At 55.0% G+C, this 14,615-nt stretch carries 16 protein-coding genes; 6 read left to right on the top strand and 10 right to left on the bottom strand.

From position 1 onward, the window contains the following. Positions 1-60: 60 nt before the first annotated feature. Together BUA49_RS06635 and BUA49_RS06630 are read left to right on the top strand one after the other, a co-directional pair. The gene (locus BUA49_RS06635; protein WP_084063500.1) at positions 61-333 is read left to right on the top strand and encodes a CDGSH iron-sulfur domain-containing protein; all 273 of its coding nucleotides are present in this window, start codon (positions 61-63) and stop codon (positions 331-333) included. A 28-nt stretch (positions 334-361) separates the two neighbouring features. Further along, the gene (locus BUA49_RS06630) at positions 362-979 is read left to right on the top strand and encodes an NUDIX hydrolase (RefSeq protein WP_217650399.1); all 618 of its coding nucleotides are present in this window, start codon (positions 362-364) and stop codon (positions 977-979) included. Between the two features lie 76 nt (positions 980-1,055). Here the strand turns inward: BUA49_RS06630 and BUA49_RS06625 are convergent, their stop codons facing one another. The 3 genes from BUA49_RS06625 to BUA49_RS06610 form a co-directional block, all read right to left on the bottom strand. Then, complete coding sequence (locus tag BUA49_RS06625; RefSeq protein WP_072796406.1) at positions 1,056-1,550, bottom strand: hypothetical protein; 495 nt, start codon at positions 1,548-1,550, stop codon at positions 1,056-1,058. Positions 1,551-2,207: 657 nt separating this feature from the next. Continuing rightward, positions 2,208-2,849, bottom strand: coding sequence for a DUF1294 domain-containing protein (locus BUA49_RS06615; RefSeq protein ID WP_072796404.1), 642 nt, complete (start codon positions 2,847-2,849; stop codon positions 2,208-2,210). Further along, complete coding sequence (locus BUA49_RS06610) at positions 2,846-3,898, bottom strand: nuclease-related domain-containing protein (RefSeq protein WP_072796403.1); 1,053 nt, start codon at positions 3,896-3,898, stop codon at positions 2,846-2,848. The genes BUA49_RS06615 and BUA49_RS06610 overlap by 4 nt, the downstream gene beginning before the upstream one ends. A gap of 262 nt (positions 3,899-4,160) precedes the next feature. On the opposite strand from BUA49_RS06610, the gene BUA49_RS06605 reads away from it, so the two are divergent. Then, on the top strand, positions 4,161-4,940 hold the full coding sequence (locus BUA49_RS06605; RefSeq protein WP_228704470.1) for a substrate-binding periplasmic protein: 780 nt from the start codon (positions 4,161-4,163) through the stop codon (positions 4,938-4,940). Positions 4,941-4,964: 24 nt separating this feature from the next. Here BUA49_RS06605 and BUA49_RS06600 read toward each other — a convergent pair whose 3' ends face one another. The 4 genes from BUA49_RS06600 to ppk2 all read right to left on the bottom strand — a co-directional run bounded on the left by BUA49_RS06600 (position 4,965) and on the right by ppk2 (position 8,019). After that, entirely contained in the window at positions 4,965-5,378 is a 414-nt protein-coding gene (locus tag BUA49_RS06600) for a hypothetical protein (protein WP_072796401.1), read from the bottom strand. 185 nt (positions 5,379-5,563) lie between these two features. Beyond that, on the bottom strand, positions 5,564-6,241 hold the full coding sequence (locus BUA49_RS06595) for a DUF6064 family protein (protein WP_072796400.1): 678 nt from the start codon (positions 6,239-6,241) through the stop codon (positions 5,564-5,566). Between the two features lie 5 nt (positions 6,242-6,246). Further along, a complete protein-coding gene (locus BUA49_RS06590) occupies positions 6,247-7,170 on the bottom strand; it encodes an aldo/keto reductase (RefSeq protein WP_072796399.1) in 924 nt (307 codons plus the stop codon). Between the two features lie 18 nt (positions 7,171-7,188). Beyond that, positions 7,189-8,019, bottom strand: a complete 831-nt coding sequence (gene ppk2, locus BUA49_RS06585; RefSeq protein WP_072796398.1) for a polyphosphate kinase 2 — start codon at positions 8,017-8,019, stop codon at positions 7,189-7,191. A gap of 163 nt (positions 8,020-8,182) precedes the next feature. Here ppk2 and BUA49_RS06580 point away from each other — a divergent pair, with 163 nt between their 5' ends. Both BUA49_RS06580 and BUA49_RS06575 read left to right on the top strand, forming a co-directional pair. Next, complete coding sequence (locus tag BUA49_RS06580; RefSeq protein WP_072796397.1) at positions 8,183-9,991, top strand: Na/Pi cotransporter family protein; 1,809 nt, start codon at positions 8,183-8,185, stop codon at positions 9,989-9,991. Positions 9,992-10,034: 43 nt separating this feature from the next. Then, a complete protein-coding gene (locus BUA49_RS06575; protein WP_072796396.1) occupies positions 10,035-10,280 on the top strand; it encodes a hypothetical protein in 246 nt (81 codons plus the stop codon). Here the strand turns inward: BUA49_RS06575 and BUA49_RS06570 are convergent. Continuing rightward, positions 10,258-11,829: an inorganic phosphate transporter gene (locus tag BUA49_RS06570; RefSeq protein ID WP_072796395.1), complete on the bottom strand. Its 1,572-nt coding sequence runs from the start codon at positions 11,827-11,829 to the stop codon at positions 10,258-10,260. The genes BUA49_RS06575 and BUA49_RS06570 overlap by 23 nt on opposite strands. A 168-nt stretch (positions 11,830-11,997) precedes the next feature. Here BUA49_RS06570 and BUA49_RS06565 point away from each other — a divergent pair, with 168 nt between their 5' ends. Beyond that, a complete protein-coding gene (locus BUA49_RS06565; RefSeq protein ID WP_072796394.1) occupies positions 11,998-12,474 on the top strand; it encodes a DUF2780 domain-containing protein in 477 nt (158 codons plus the stop codon). Between the two features lie 42 nt (positions 12,475-12,516). Here BUA49_RS06565 and BUA49_RS06560 read toward each other — a convergent pair whose 3' ends face one another. Both BUA49_RS06560 and BUA49_RS06555 read right to left on the bottom strand, forming a co-directional pair. After that, positions 12,517-13,284: a substrate-binding periplasmic protein gene (locus tag BUA49_RS06560; protein ID WP_072796393.1), complete on the bottom strand. Its 768-nt coding sequence runs from the start codon at positions 13,282-13,284 to the stop codon at positions 12,517-12,519. A 111-nt stretch (positions 13,285-13,395) separates the two neighbouring features. Continuing rightward, the gene (locus BUA49_RS06555; protein ID WP_072796392.1) at positions 13,396-14,565 is read right to left on the bottom strand and encodes an alpha-hydroxy acid oxidase; all 1,170 of its coding nucleotides are present in this window, start codon (positions 14,563-14,565) and stop codon (positions 13,396-13,398) included. Positions 14,566-14,615: the final 50 nt, after the last annotated feature.

Below are 14,615 nucleotides of genomic sequence, written 5' to 3'. Positions count from 1 at the left end.
ATTTGCCGACTACTCTATTAAATCGTTCAGTAAACTTTACCAACAACAAAGAGACAGTCTATGAGCAATCCCATCATTGCAGACAACAAGCCCAAAAAAGTCACGCTGGAGAAAGACAAAAAGTACATGTTCTGCGCCTGCGGGCGTTCCAACAACCAACCCTTCTGCGACGGCTCTCACGCAGGTACGGGGTTCAGTCCCAAGAGCTTTGTGGCAAAAGAAGACGGCCACGCATTTCTCTGCCAGTGCAAACACACCGACGATGCGCCTTACTGCGATGGCACCCACTCTCAATTCGACAAAGATCAGGTTGGCACGGAAGGGCCCGGCTAGAATCCAGTGGCGAAGCAGATGCCGCAGAATGAATAGACACTCAGCGGACAGCAAAGGCCAATGCTCTGTGACACCCAAACGCTGGAAGCTCAACATGCGCCCCCGTGAACTGCCTCTAAGGCGTCGCCTTGCCCGTGCCTCCGTAGCTTTAATCTATCGACAGGCTGAAGACGGCGGAGTGGAGTTGCTGTTTATCCAGCGGGCCCGGCGGGAAGGCGATCCCTGGTCTGGGGACATGGCCTTTCCAGGGGGGCGTATGCAGCCGGAGGATGCCACACCCCGGGCGGTGGCAGAACGGGAAACCCTCGAAGAAACCGGTGTCGACCTGACACGCCATGGCCACTTTCAGGCACGGCTGTCTGACCTGGTTACCCGTCAGCACAACCGCTGGCGACCCATGGTCGTCACACCCTATGTTTACGAGTGGCGGGGGCCGCAGGCCGTATCGCCGAACCATGAAGTCGAGCAGATGGTATGGATTTCCCTCGACTACCTTGCAGCCAAAGAGAACCAAAGCCGACTTCCGTGGCGCACGCCTCTTGGCACTTTAAAGCTCCCCTGTTGCCGATATCAGGGCTATTGCATATGGGGGCTGAGTTATAGCATGTTGCAGGAGCTCCTGGCGCTGGACGTGATCGGCCATTAACTTCGTTTCCCGATTGTCAAGGACGCCAGAAAACACTCAGGTAATAGATCTGTCTTGGTTCGTCTTTACCAACCTACTAACTACAGACCTCAAATGCTTGATGCTTCGAGACCAAAATCTCCTCACATTCTGGGCTCGTGCAACTCAAGGTCTGCTTGAGCTCGTCCTCAGAATATTTCCGAGTCAAAAGATCTATCATTCTTAACGCTGTGTCGTAATATCGACACTTCTCACTTTCGAGGCTCCGCACTGCAGCTAAAGCCTCACGTGCTTCCTTGGCATCTTTTTCCGCTGCAACCATGTTTTGTTCGTAGCTGTCTGTTCGTCTCTCCATCTGCTCGATTAGTTGATTGTTATTTTGAATTCGAGAGAGTTTGAGTTGCTCTTCGTTAAACTTAACTGGAAAAACTGATTGCTGAGCTCTACTCAGAGGCCCAATATCTGTCTGCCAAAATCCATCCCAATTCCAGAGAATCACAAAAACTAACGCAAACATAAACACAAAATTAAATACACCAGCCAGGAATCCACCGCCTTGTGTATCAGAGGCTTTTTCTTCTACTTCACTCACGTATATAACTCCTTACATTCGACCCGTTATCGATGTCTACACATACTGACAGGACCGGAATCCTCTAGAATTCCTAACTAAAAATCAAGCCATTACACACCTATGGCGTCTTGGCTTCACAATAGGTTGCACATGCTTGCTCTCTTTCTCGCGCTAACACGAGATCGCTATTCCCCATGGCAGCAACCGTCGCAGCATTGCAGGCCTGACGCGCCTCTTCCAATCCAGAAAGCGATTGAGCGGAGCCTAAGTCGGCAACAGTGGGCTTGAAGGACACGGCAGCGTTGCAATACATGTTCTGCGCTTGTATTCGCTGCAAGTCATCTGACCCCACCTGCCTCAACTCCGAACACAATGCCTTGAACAGCCGAGAAGCCTTCACTGTACATCGGGAAAACTGGCTGATGCTTTGTTGGTGATTCGAACAGACACTCTCGGGACGCACTCGCCAAAGCTGATGCTGATAAGAAATAGGCGTACCCTCGTATTCCATGACTACGGGAGTAATTTGAAGGTTTCGGGTTTCATTGAAATGATTCGACACCGTCGACTGAACGGTGTTCAGGTAAGCAGAAAACACCAAACTCACTGGGTCCAAAATACTATACTCCGAAACTGATCCAAATCAGAGAAATAGGCCAACTTTCTGAATTTCCCTTACCAAATAAGAGGCCGCAAAGACTTCGACAAATCAAAACCAAATTGCTGTCGCCAGTTCATGGCCTCTGGAGCAATAAGCAGCCAACCCAGAGCGCCCAGATTTGCCAGAACAGCCAGCCAGAAGACATACTGGTAACTTCCCTTCCGCGTTTTATGCCGAAAAACCTGCTGGGCCATAAGCGCACCGGGCCAACCACAACAAAGCTCAAAGATGTGTAGCGTTTTCTCAGCGGTGCGTTGGACACCCCGCTGCGCTGCCCGTTTATCAATCCAGTACATCACAAACAACAACAGACTCACTCCACCGTATGCAGCGATGATAGAGACCGGTAGATACCCTCGATAGAACAAGCCAGCAAGACTCGCGGAAAACACCAGCACGACAGCACCGGCTACCCAGACTCCCGGTGCCATGCGGGCAATGATCCGTGCCGCTCCCGCGTATTGGAAACGCCCTGCCCTTGGCCGACCCTGATCGTCCCTGGCGAGGCTGTAAGTCACCTTGCGATTTGAATCCGGGCGGCCCCGGCCTGCATAAGTGCTGACATGAGCAAAAACCCGCTCACCACCGCCCTCCGGAGTAATGAAACCAAACCCCTTGGCGTCGTTCCATGCGGTGAGTAATCCTTTTTGATTCAATGAACTTCTCCCTTCAGAACCTGATACCGAGCACACGCCTTGTCCCGTTCTCTCAACAGGCGCGGATCCTGATTACCCATAGCGGCAGCGATCAGTGAGTTGCATTCCTGTCTTGCTAAAAACAACTCGGATGGAGGTTGATCAACACGTTGAATTCGAGTGCCAGAGTTCGTTATTGTACCCGCGGTTTTGGAGCTGGCTTTCGGCTGGATTTCAGATTTCTGAGGTGCCGGCTGCCGAGCGCCTTCAACCTGTTGTTCAGACGTTCTGTTCGTGCCTATCGCCATTGCCTGCGAAGCAAAATTGGAATACGCGTTCAATCCGATCGCACCGACTCCTAACATCAATGCTGGAAAAACCAGAAGCTTGAGAAGTCCTCTATTAGAGCGGCGGGGCGCATTACCGTAACGCTCGGCCACCAGACCGCTCACATAGCGAGCATGTGCCTGGTCGGTGGCGAATGATGCCTTGAGGCGACCGGATGCCACCTTTTCCCTGGCCTCTGCCATTTCCTCCAGGCTAAGCACCCGATCCGTTTTCGACTTGATATAGCGAACATACCCCAGGCCCTGCGTGACATTTTCCGGCATTGGCGTTTTGAACGTGCTGTCCCCAGCGAAAACCACCACCGAATGCACCTGATGATCATTGAGCCCCAGCAACGTCTGCAGGGTTTTTACATGCTTGTAGTTCTGGTGCAGCGGATTCTGGAACTTGTGACTGGATCGGAAAATCTTCTGGGTCCAGAAACGCTGATGAGGGCTGCCGAAAATCCAGCCCTTCATATTCTTGGTCTCGACAACGAAGACACCAAACTCGGAAACCAGAACGTGGTCGATCTGGGTGGTTCCGTCCTCCGTCGGGAGGGTAACGTTCTTGATTAAATGGTAGCGAGATTTATCGAGGAAACACCGCGCAGAGAGGTTGAAGAGAAGCTCCCCAAGCTTGCCCTTGAACCAGGGCGACTTGATCAACCCCCCGATTATGAGGAGGGGGGTCAGATACCAAAATGCAGCAATCAGTGGCTGGTAGATCGGGCTAAAATCCATCGTGCGAACGTCCTTGTTTTACTTCTTTCAATCAGTCAGGCGCGAAACATAAATCACTCCTTCATTTTACACCTTATGATTTTTGTAATCTCCCTCCCGGAATCGGACCAAGTTCTAAATCTGTCCCGGTTTTCGTTTCTTTACAGACATTTTTTTCCTACCCGCTATCCTTAATTATCGTGGGCGCGGTTTGTTTTTTGATAGCAGGCTGATTTCAGGGAAACAGAATTTGCAAATGGCTGGGGATTATCGTGTGGATAGAATGGCTCTGGCGGAAATCCTCCTGATCACCTGGCTTTCCAGCTCCCAGGTGTGGGGGGAACCAATGAGTGTAGTGACTGAGCACTCGCCTCCAGGTGAGTACCTTGATGCACACGGCCGCGTAACCGGGGCTACTGCTGAACTTGTACGTGAATTGATGAAACGTGCTGGCGAGCCGGGTGATATTGCGCTGCTTCCATGGGCGCGGGGCTACCGGATGGCCCTGCAAGGGCCGAATGTAGCACTGTTTGAAACCACCCGGTCAGAAATACGGGAAGACCTGTTCAAATGGGTCGGTCCGATCAAGCGCATCACCGGCGGCTTTTTTGTTCGTCGCCAGGATGATATTGCGATTGAGACAATGGGCGATGCGCGCGAACTGGATGGCATCTGTGTATATCGGGATAGCTCTGGCGGACAATCACTGACGGAGCTGGGCTTTACCAATCTGGAGCAGCCCTCCCGGCCAGTGCAATGCCTGAAGATGCTAATGCACGGCCGCGTTGATGCCTGGGTGACCAGCGACATTGGCCGTATGCCGTTATTAGCCGAAGCGGCTTATTCAGAAAACGATGTCGTGCTGGCCTACGCCACCTCGACGAAATACCTCTACATTGCTATGTCTCTGGATACAGCGGATGCAACAGTTGCCCTCTGGCAAGAAACTCTCGATAAGATGAAACTGGATGGCACATTTGCGCAGTACTACCGTGGCACCTACCCCGATGAAATGATCGAAGCGCTTAGCCAGCCAGGGCGACTTGATCAGACCAGAAAATAAATCTGTCCCGGTTTTCGCGCTTGCCTATGGCCAGTCAAGCGGCATCTTTGGCCTGAACACCGCCGTAGCCAAGACCAGAACAAACGCTGCCAGCACAAATACCTTGTTCACAAACCAGTTGGTGCGCCAGATAGACCACTCCGGGTCCGCCAGGAACCAGATGAACAGGGTAACGATGATGAAAATCTCAACCACGGACATGCCAATGGCCAGCATGCGCGTGTATCGTGGCCCCGCCAATAACGCCCAGGCCAACCAGAGGTGAGCAACCGGCCACAGGTCCCAGTAAATATAGGTTGTCCATGGCTCATTGCTGACCAGCGCAAAGCCAATCGGGAACAAGTATTTGATAAAAATAGTCCAGGCCACCAGGATCAGCAACAGATGTGCGAGAAACGTGATCCAGGGGCTCCGAGAATTCTGACTGAGCGTTTTCATTGCGGCACTCCTGCTTTTCGAACAGACCGGCCATAAGACTAAGGAGCAGATGTAACGGAAAATCTGCGCAAGTTCAATCGCGAACAATAAAGGACAACGCTCTGAAGACGGTGGAGTGGAGTTGCGGTTTATCAGCGGGCCCGCCGGGAAGGAGATCGACAAGCTGGCCCATGCTGACCGTATTGCTAGTCCCGGTTTTGCGCGGGCCTGGGACTGAACCAGAAGCTGATAATCGTCAGCGCCAATGTCGCAACCGGGAGGACAAACATCAGCCGAGTGCCGAGGGTCCACAGCGTTGCCGCACTGAACAGAGACCAGAGCAATGGCAGCAGCAGGAACAGCCAGCGAACTCGCCTGGGCAACAGCAACAGGCAAGGTACTGAGGCGGCGACAGTCACGCCGGGCGCAATCCCGAACAACGCGACGGCCTGCCAGTCCTCGGACTGGGCAACTACTAGCAGGGGCAGCAGAGCCACCATAACCAACCAGCCAGCACTGGCCCGCCATCGCTGCACAGGCACTGCAGAACCTTCATCCCAAGGCCACACCAACGCCGCCACAGTCAAAAGCGCTGACTGCAGGATAAAGGCCCAGCCAAACCAGGTAGCTGGTGAATTGATGGGGCCGTAATACGTTATGAGAAACCCGGCACCACTCCACCCCCAGGCCCCTGCCAACAGCAACAGAATTCCCCGTTTCGCAAGCGTGTCGCCGCGCACCAGAAACCCTGCAATCAGCACCATCATCACAACCGCGATGCCTTGCCAGGGCCAGAAATCCTGATTGATACGAACGAAGAGCCTGAGATACACCTCCGGCCCGAACATCAGAAAATCCGACAGCGAATAGCTGTACCAGTCCATACCAGTCACAACTTCGCTACGTAATCTGCCATTTGCCGGCGCTGTTGTTCATCCGGCAGTTTTCCGTACAAGGCCCCCATGTTCTCCTCCATGTGTTTCACACTGGTTGTCGCCGGAATGGCACAGGTTACTGCCGGGTGAGACACGATGAACTTGAGGAAGAACTCCGCCCAGTTGCCGCAGCCGGCCTCTTCGGCCCAGCCGGGCAATGGCTCGGATTGGTAGCGACGGAACAGGCTGCCGCCCTGGAACGGGCGGTTTGCGATGACGGCAATGCCCCGCTCCCTGGCCAGAGGCAACAGGTATTGCTCGGCTTCACGGTCCAGCACATTGTAGGTCAACTGAACGAAATCCAGAGGCTCCTGCTCCATGATTCGCGCAAGATCTCGATGGCGGCGACCGTGGGAGGTGGTAATCCCCAGATACCGAATACTCCCGTCCACCTTCATCTGCTTAAGCGTTTGCAGGTGTGCCTCCCACGCCAACAAATTGTGTATCTGCTGCAGGTCAAAACGATCGATGCCCCATTTTCGGCGTGACGCCCTGTCCTGCTCGCGTGTGTCACTGCCGTCCCGAGTCCAGATCTTGTTGGCAGAGAACACCCTGTCAGGGGCATTCAGGCTGTCCAGTGCTTCCCCCATCACATCGTCCGCCGAGCCATACATGGGCGACGAGTCCACAAGCGTACCGCCCAATTCAAAAAACGTCTTCAACACCTCTGTGCGCTCACTCACAAGATGCTGATCGCCACCCACATTGAAGGTGCGCCAGGTACCCATACCAATCACGGGCAATTGCTCCCCTGACGAGGGAATGCCCCGGGCAATGACCTTTTTACGGGTTGCAGCCATCAGGGCCGGCATGCGAAGTGAAAGGCCGGTGGCCGCCAGCGCAGCCAGAAACTGTCGTCGGGTCCACTGTGCTGACATACCTCAGTCTCCTGGCTCTCAATACAGACGATCGATATAAGACTCGTGGGGCTTCGCTATGCGGTTGTCGTCGTGCGCCCATTCGCGCGGAGGCAGATCCGGGACAGGCGGCAGATCGCGGCTATAATCAAACTGCTCCAGTAGGTTGCTGATACAGTTCAACCGGGCATGGCGCTTGACATCGGCATCCACCATCCGCCACGGCGCGTATGGAAGATCCGTATATTGCAGCATGTCGTCCTTGGCCCTTGAGTACTCGGCCCACAGCTCACGCGACTTGAGATCCATCTCGGAGATCTTCCAGCGTTTGGTGGGATCGGCGGCACGCGCCTGAAAGCGCTGCTCCTGGACTTCCTCGCTGACCGAGAACCAGTACTTCAGCAGTATAATGCCTTCCTCGACAAGCATGTGTTCGAATTCGGGACAGGTGTGCATGAACAGCGCGACCTCCTCGGCTGTTGCGAACCCCATCACCCGTTCGACGCCTGCCCGGTTGTACCAGGAGCGGTCAAACAGCACCATCTCCCCCGCCGCCGGCAAGTGGGCCACGTATCGCTGAAAGTACCACTGGCTGCGCTCGCGATCGGACGGTTTGCCAAGTGCGACAGTACGCACAATGCGAGGATTCGTCTTCTCGGTGATGCGCTTGATGGTCCCGCCCTTGCCGGCAGCGTCGCGTCCCTCGAATAAGACCACGATGCGCAGGCCCTGGGCGGTGATGGTGCGCTGGAGTTTGGCCAACTCCTCCTCCAATCGTGCCAGTTCCTGCTCGTAAATCTCCTTCTTCAATATTCCGCGCTTATCGTAAGCGTCGTCGCTGAAGCGACGACTCGGCGACAATGGCTGCATGCGACCTCTCCAGATTGACTGCCCGGTTCTCTAAGCCTTGAGCTTACTTACATTACCGAAATGTGACAAAGTAGTATATGTAATTGGAATCCTGCCATATTGATGGTGTCGCGCCCTGATTGCGCGGAGCCAAACCCACACCAATAGGGGGAAGGGTAAGCAAATGAACTACCGCCGACTCGTCCTGGCCGCAATTCTCGGGCTTCTGGCTTTTGCGCTCTGGTCGAGCCCCGAGTTCAAACAAATTGCCGCCGGGGTTGCGATCTTCCTGTTTGGCATGCTCTCGCTCGAGAACGGGTTCCGCCAATTCACCGGCGGATTCCTGGAGAGGGTGCTGCGCCGAACAACGGACACGATTCCGAAGAGTCTCGGTTTCGGCATCGTCAGCACAGCTATCATGCAATCCAGCTCCCTGGTATCGGTCATCACCATATCGTTCCTGAGTGCCGGCCTGCTCCCCCTGATCACCGGCATCGGCATCATTTTCGGAGCCAACCTGGGAACCACAACCGGCGCGTGGCTATTCGCCACCATCGGCATGAAAATGAGCCTCTCGGCCTTCGCGTTGCCGATGCTCGTCTTCGGCGTGGTGCTGAATTTCCAGCGATCAGGCGCACTGAAAGCCGGCGGCGCGATTCTGGCCGGCCTGGGGTTTCTGTTTCTCGGTATCGATTTCATGAAGGCGGGATTCGAAAGCTACCAGTCGGCGGTCGACCTGCGTGAATTCGCGATGACGGGCGTAACAGGACTGCTCGTTTATACGGGGCTCGGAATTCTGGCGACGGTCATCATGCAGTCGAGCCACGCGACGCTGGCTCTCACCCTGGCCGGTCTGGCCACGGGCCAGATAACCTACGAGAACGCTTTGGCCCTGGCGATCGGTGCCAATATCGGCACAACGGTGACCGCGCTGATCGGCGGTCTCGGCGCGAATATCGCCGGCAAGCGACTGGCCGGCGCCCACCTCTTGTTCAATCTGGCGACGGCCGCGATCGCCTTGATACTGATCGAGCCCCTGCGCTGGTCCGTCGACGCTCTGTCGGCACTCATGTCGATCGCCGAAGATGATTATACGGTCAAGCTCGCCGTGTTCCACACCCTGTTCAACTGCCTGGGTGTCGCCGTGATGTTGCCACTGATATCGCGGATGGCGCGCGCACTGGAGCGCTGGTTGCCGGAACGAGCGGAAGAAGCCGAGGCGCAGCCCAAGTACCTGAATCCTGCTGCGATGGACTCCCCCGATAGCGCAAACGCAGCGGTCCGCCGGGAGGTCTGGCACCTGTTCGATCAGGCCTTCGTCATCCTCGCCCACGGTCTCCACTTGCACCGTGACCAGATCTGCAACAGCGATGACCTGGAAGCAACAATCAATAATAGCCGAGAGCGCATCGATATCGACATCGACCTGGTCTACCGGCAGCGCGTCAAACACCTTTATAGTGCCATCCTCGATTTCATTTCCGGGCGAATGACGCGCATGTCGTCGGCCAGTTCCACCGAATCACTCTACCGTCTTCAGCACGCCGCCGCCGAGATGGTGGAAGCCATCAAGCACGTCAAACACCTGCGCAAGAATCTCACTACCTACATGGTTGCGGATAACGCTGCTATCCGTAAGGAGTATAATGATCTCCGCCTGCGGGTCGCGATGGTACTCCGCGAAACCCATCGGTTTTACGAGGGCAAATTTGACGACGCCAGCACGGCAATACTGGAGCTCGACGAGATCGCTGTACGTGCCCGAGTGGACCGCGAATCCATGGTCGCGCGCGTTACGAAACTCCTCGGTGCAAAGCGGATCAATCCAGCAATGGCCACTTCCCTGCTCAACGATTCTGCCTATGCCAGCGAGACAGTGGATGCTATTCTGGGAGGAACGCGCGCGCTCCTTTCAGCCACGGATGTGGAAGCCGCCCGGACCACGGAGGCACTGTCGGTGAGCGATGAAGGCCAGGCAGAGATCACCGTTTGACGCGTCACGGCCGGCCAATCTTAGAACACAGCGGAGTGGGACAATGGGTTTTAAAGACTTGGTGGCGGAGCTCGACGATGCGCTGCGCAGACATGACAAGGGCAAGTCCCTCAAGCTCAAGGAACTGAAGCATCTCGAGCAAGCACTGAAAAAAAAGCAAGCAAAATACCGCGAACGGCTGAATTCCGGCTCGTCAGAGGAAACACCCGCGCAGACCGAGGTTCGCCTGCGCGTGGTCGAGGCGCAACTCGCTAAGCTGCGCGAGCTCAGGGAAGAAGCATCCCTCTGATGGTAAAGAACAGCACAGCCGCTAGCAGTCCCGATACCGGTACCGTAATCAACCAGGCAGCCACGATCTTGAACACCGCCGATCGCTTGACGAGTTCCTGGCTGTAAACCTTTTTCAGGCCCTTGCGGTCGCGTTTCGAGATCGGCGTGGCGCCACCATTTTTCCTTTTGAGATTTTTGAGGATTTCTCCCTTCTCTTCGAACGAGGCCTCATCAAATTCCTTCAGCAGACGCTCTACTTTTTCCCGGTCTTCTCCGGCATGGTGCGCCTCGATCTCGTTAATCTTCTGGCGATAGGTGGTTTTGAGATGCTCGCGCAGAAAGCCGACTCCGAACACACCCCCTATGGCAATATGGGTCGAGCTCACGGGAAGGCCCAACTGGCTAGCGATGATAACGGTAATGGCCGCGGCCATGGCCACGCAGAATGCACGCATGCGGTCGAGTTCCGTGATCTCCGATCCCACAGTGCGTATGAGCTTGGGGCCGTATAGTGCCAGGCCGAGTGCAATCCCGAGCGCTCCCACCAACAACACCCAGCTAGGGATCGCTGCCTCCGCAGCGACGCCGCCTTGAAGAACGGCTTCATTGATCGCGGCCAGCGGGCCTACCGCGTTGGCAACGTCATTCGCCCCGTGCGCAAAGCTCAGAAGCGCAGCCGAAAAAATAAGCGGGAAGGTGAACAGGGTGTCGACGCCCGCTTTACTGTTCTCCACCTCGGCGGAAGGGCGCGCAACAAGCCATTTTGTGAGCCCCCAAACGATGACGCCAACGATCGCGCCAAATCCGACGGCAGGCAGTAATCCGATGTCGACGACCTTGCCCAGCCCCTTTATCACCAGATACGTGGCAAAGACCCAGGCCATGATTGCGACGAACAGCGGTACGTTGTATTTGGCGGCCTGAGCAATGTCCCGCTTGTAGGTGATCCGGCGTTTTATCAGGTACAGGGAAAGTGCTGCGATGGCCCCACCCAGCACCGGCGATATAACCCAGCTAGCGACAATCTGACCAAACTGGTGCCAATCCACTATATCTACGCCACCCGCCGCTATACCGGCGCCCATGACACCGCCGACGATTGAGTGGGTCGTAGAGACAGGCGCTCCGACGTATGTGGCCGTATTCAACCAGAGCGCCGCGGCAAGCAGCGCCGCTATCATGAGCCAGATGAACGTATCGGGATCTCCGATCAACGCAGGATCTATGATCCCTTTTTTGATGGTGCTTACAACATCGCCGCCAGCTATCAGCGCGCCACTGGCCTCAAAGATTGCCGCTATCGCGATTGCCCCGGTCAGGGTCAGTGCTTTGGACCCGACAGCAGGACCCACGTTATTGGCGACATCGTTGGCGCCGATGTTCATCGCCATATACCCGCCGATCATGGCCGCCGCCACCAGCATGACCATGTTCGGAGCATCAGCCCCGATCGAGCGGACATACAACATGATCCCGGCAAGGAATATCACCGCCAGGCCGATACGAAAAACCTCGGCACGCCCGTAACGTGTCGCCCTTTCTATGGCATTGATTTGTTCCAGATCCATAATTCCGCTGCCATCGTTTCGATATTTGGTGCAAGCCCATAGCCACACAGTCTGGCTGCCTGACCCCACTTTTATAACCAATGCTTAATGAGCCCGTCACTTTTATTTTGCTCTAGCCCACTCCATTATATCAATAGATATCTTGCCCCCATCCTGCAGGACATGACAATGAACGCTATTCTTAAGAAATTCCTATTTGTTTCAAGCATCTATTTACTAGCACCAACCGCTGGCGCTTTAACCCTGGATGACGTCTTGTCCAGCGAGACACAAACACTCTCTTCAACAACGGAAGTCAGTGGTGAAGCCCAACAACTCGTCGGTAAGCTCCAGAATCAGCTTGGGGTCAGCGAAACTCAAGCTATTGGTGGTACCGGTGCCTTATTACAGCTGGCGCAAAATCAGCTCGGCACCGACACCATGACCAGCGAAGCCTCAGGCCTATCCAACCTACTGGGAGGTGGCAGTAGCCTGCTCGCCAATATTTCATCCATCGACGAGGTGCAGTCGACCTTCTCAGCGCTGGGTATGGACAGCGCCATGATCCAGCAGTTCGTACCAATTATGCTGGGTTTCCTGGGACAGCAAGGGGTTGGCTCTTCATTACTGGCCCAGCTGCAAAATCTTTGGATGCCGGTCGCCTGAGCAGATAGTATGGATTCGGCCTTTTCCTCTAAAGCCGGGGTTTTACTTGTATTGCTCGACGATTTTCTGGATCTCGCCCTCATTTTTGAGCAACTTGAAGGCCTTCCTGAGCTGCGCCAGGGTATTGTCATCAACACCCGCACGGCTGACGCCGTGATAAAGTTCCGAAGTGCTCAGGACGAAAGAATGTATGGCAAGATTCTGGTAAGCCGGGTGATGCCGTATCCGGTGTGCCGTTGCAATTCTTGATTCAAAAAAACCCAGTATCCGCCCGTTGGCTACCTTACGGTAATTGAGTTCCCCCTGACTGATTGCCTCGAAGCAGGCGGCAAACGCTGGATCGTTTTTCATCCGAGTCTCGAACTCTTCCGAGTAGAAGACCCCGGATTGATACCCAAACTTCTTACGGCGGTCTCGGCTGGCCTTCACCAGATCATCCAGTGACGCAACAGGCAGATCCTTATTATCATCCCTGACAATAAGGACCATCTCCCCCTTCAGAACCGGTCCAATCCAGTCAATGTATTCAGAGCGCTCCCGGGTCTTGTTCAGGTTCGTCATGTATTGCAACGTCCCAATCCGCATGGATTTCAATCCACGTTCCCAGGGCTGGTCTAAAAAAACTGGACGGTAGCCGGCTCGCTCGATGATTCTCGTTGCAAGCTCCACACTGATCCCCTTCCAATGACCCTCCGAATCCAAGTAGTAATTGGGGGGGAAATCCGTCACTCGCACTTTCAGCGTGTTTTCGGCGGTGACAGCGCCAGAATAGAACAACAAAACCAATAGGAGAGCACACAATCCCTGCATAGCTAAACTCCACAACCTAAGGGGCAACACTGATCACTATACGACTTAAACCCGGGGCTAAGGAGTTCCATATCGATCAAGCCTCGCGTCGATGCGATGGCCTGACATCGCTTACAGTTTTACCGTTGGGTCCTCAAAGCCTTTGGGCACATACAGGTTATGTGGGCCCAGCCGATTGACATCCGTTTCACCACATAGGGCCATGGTGGTATCCAGCTCCTTGTGAATGATGTTAAGCGCCTTGGTCACGCCCTCTTCGCCCTCGGCCCCCAGGCCGTATGTGAAGGCTCGGCCAATATAGGTGCCCTTGGCCCCCAGAGCGAGCGCCTTGAGGACATCCTGGCCAGAGCGAATGCCCGAATCAAGATGCACTTCAATGTCATCGCCGACTGCATCCATGATGCTTGGCAACATGCGAATGGAGCTCATCGCACCATCCAACTGACGACCGCCGTGATTGGAAACAATAATGGCATCGGCGCCAATCTCCACCGCGTGGCGCGCATCTTCGGGTGTCATGATGCCCTTTATGATCAGCTTGCCGCCCCACCACTCCTTGAACAGGGCAATACGCTTCCAATTGAGCGACACGTCAAAAGCTTCCGAGGTCCAGGTTGACAGCGAAGAGGGGTCCGTCACGCCTTTAGCGTGGCCGACGATATTGCCAAACGAGCGCCGCTTGGTGCCCAGCATTTCAAGCCCCCAGGGTATTTTGGTGGCCATATTGGCGATGGACCTGGCGGTGAGCTTTGGCGGCGCAGAAAGCCCGTTCTTGATATCTTTGTGGCGCTGCCCCAGAACTTGCAGGTCGACGGTTACGACGATAGCCGAGCAATTGGCAGCCTTGGCGCGCTCAAACAGACGACGCATAAAATCGTCATCTTTGAGGGTATAGACCTGAAACCAAAAGGGCTTTGTTGTGTGCTCGGCAACGTCCTCGATCGAGCAAATCGACATGGTTGAAAGCGTAAAGGGCACGCCAAACTTCTCGGCCGCCCGGGCGGCCTTGATTTCACCGTCTGCCGATTGCATGCCGGTCAAGCCGACCGGCGCCAGAGCTACCGGCATGGCGACATCTTCACCAATCATGGTACCGCGTGTCGAGCGCCCCGACATATCCACTGCAACGCGCTGTTTAAGGCGAATCTGATGAAAGTCGCTGGTGTTTTCACGAAAGGTCTGTTCAGTCCAGCTACCCGATTCCGCGTAGTCGTAAAACATCTTTGGCGTACGCCGCGCGTAACGACGACGTAGATCTTCAATATTCGTATAAACCGGCATGTTGAACCCCCTGAAGTGAATACCGCAACTTACTGCAAGATAGAAGATGC

The organism is Marinobacter antarcticus (genome assembly GCF_900142385.1).
GTDB lineage: Bacteria > Pseudomonadota > Gammaproteobacteria > Pseudomonadales > Oleiphilaceae > Marinobacter > Marinobacter antarcticus.
Note: the sequence above shows the minus strand (reverse complement) of the source record. Positions and strands in the feature narration are given on the sequence as shown.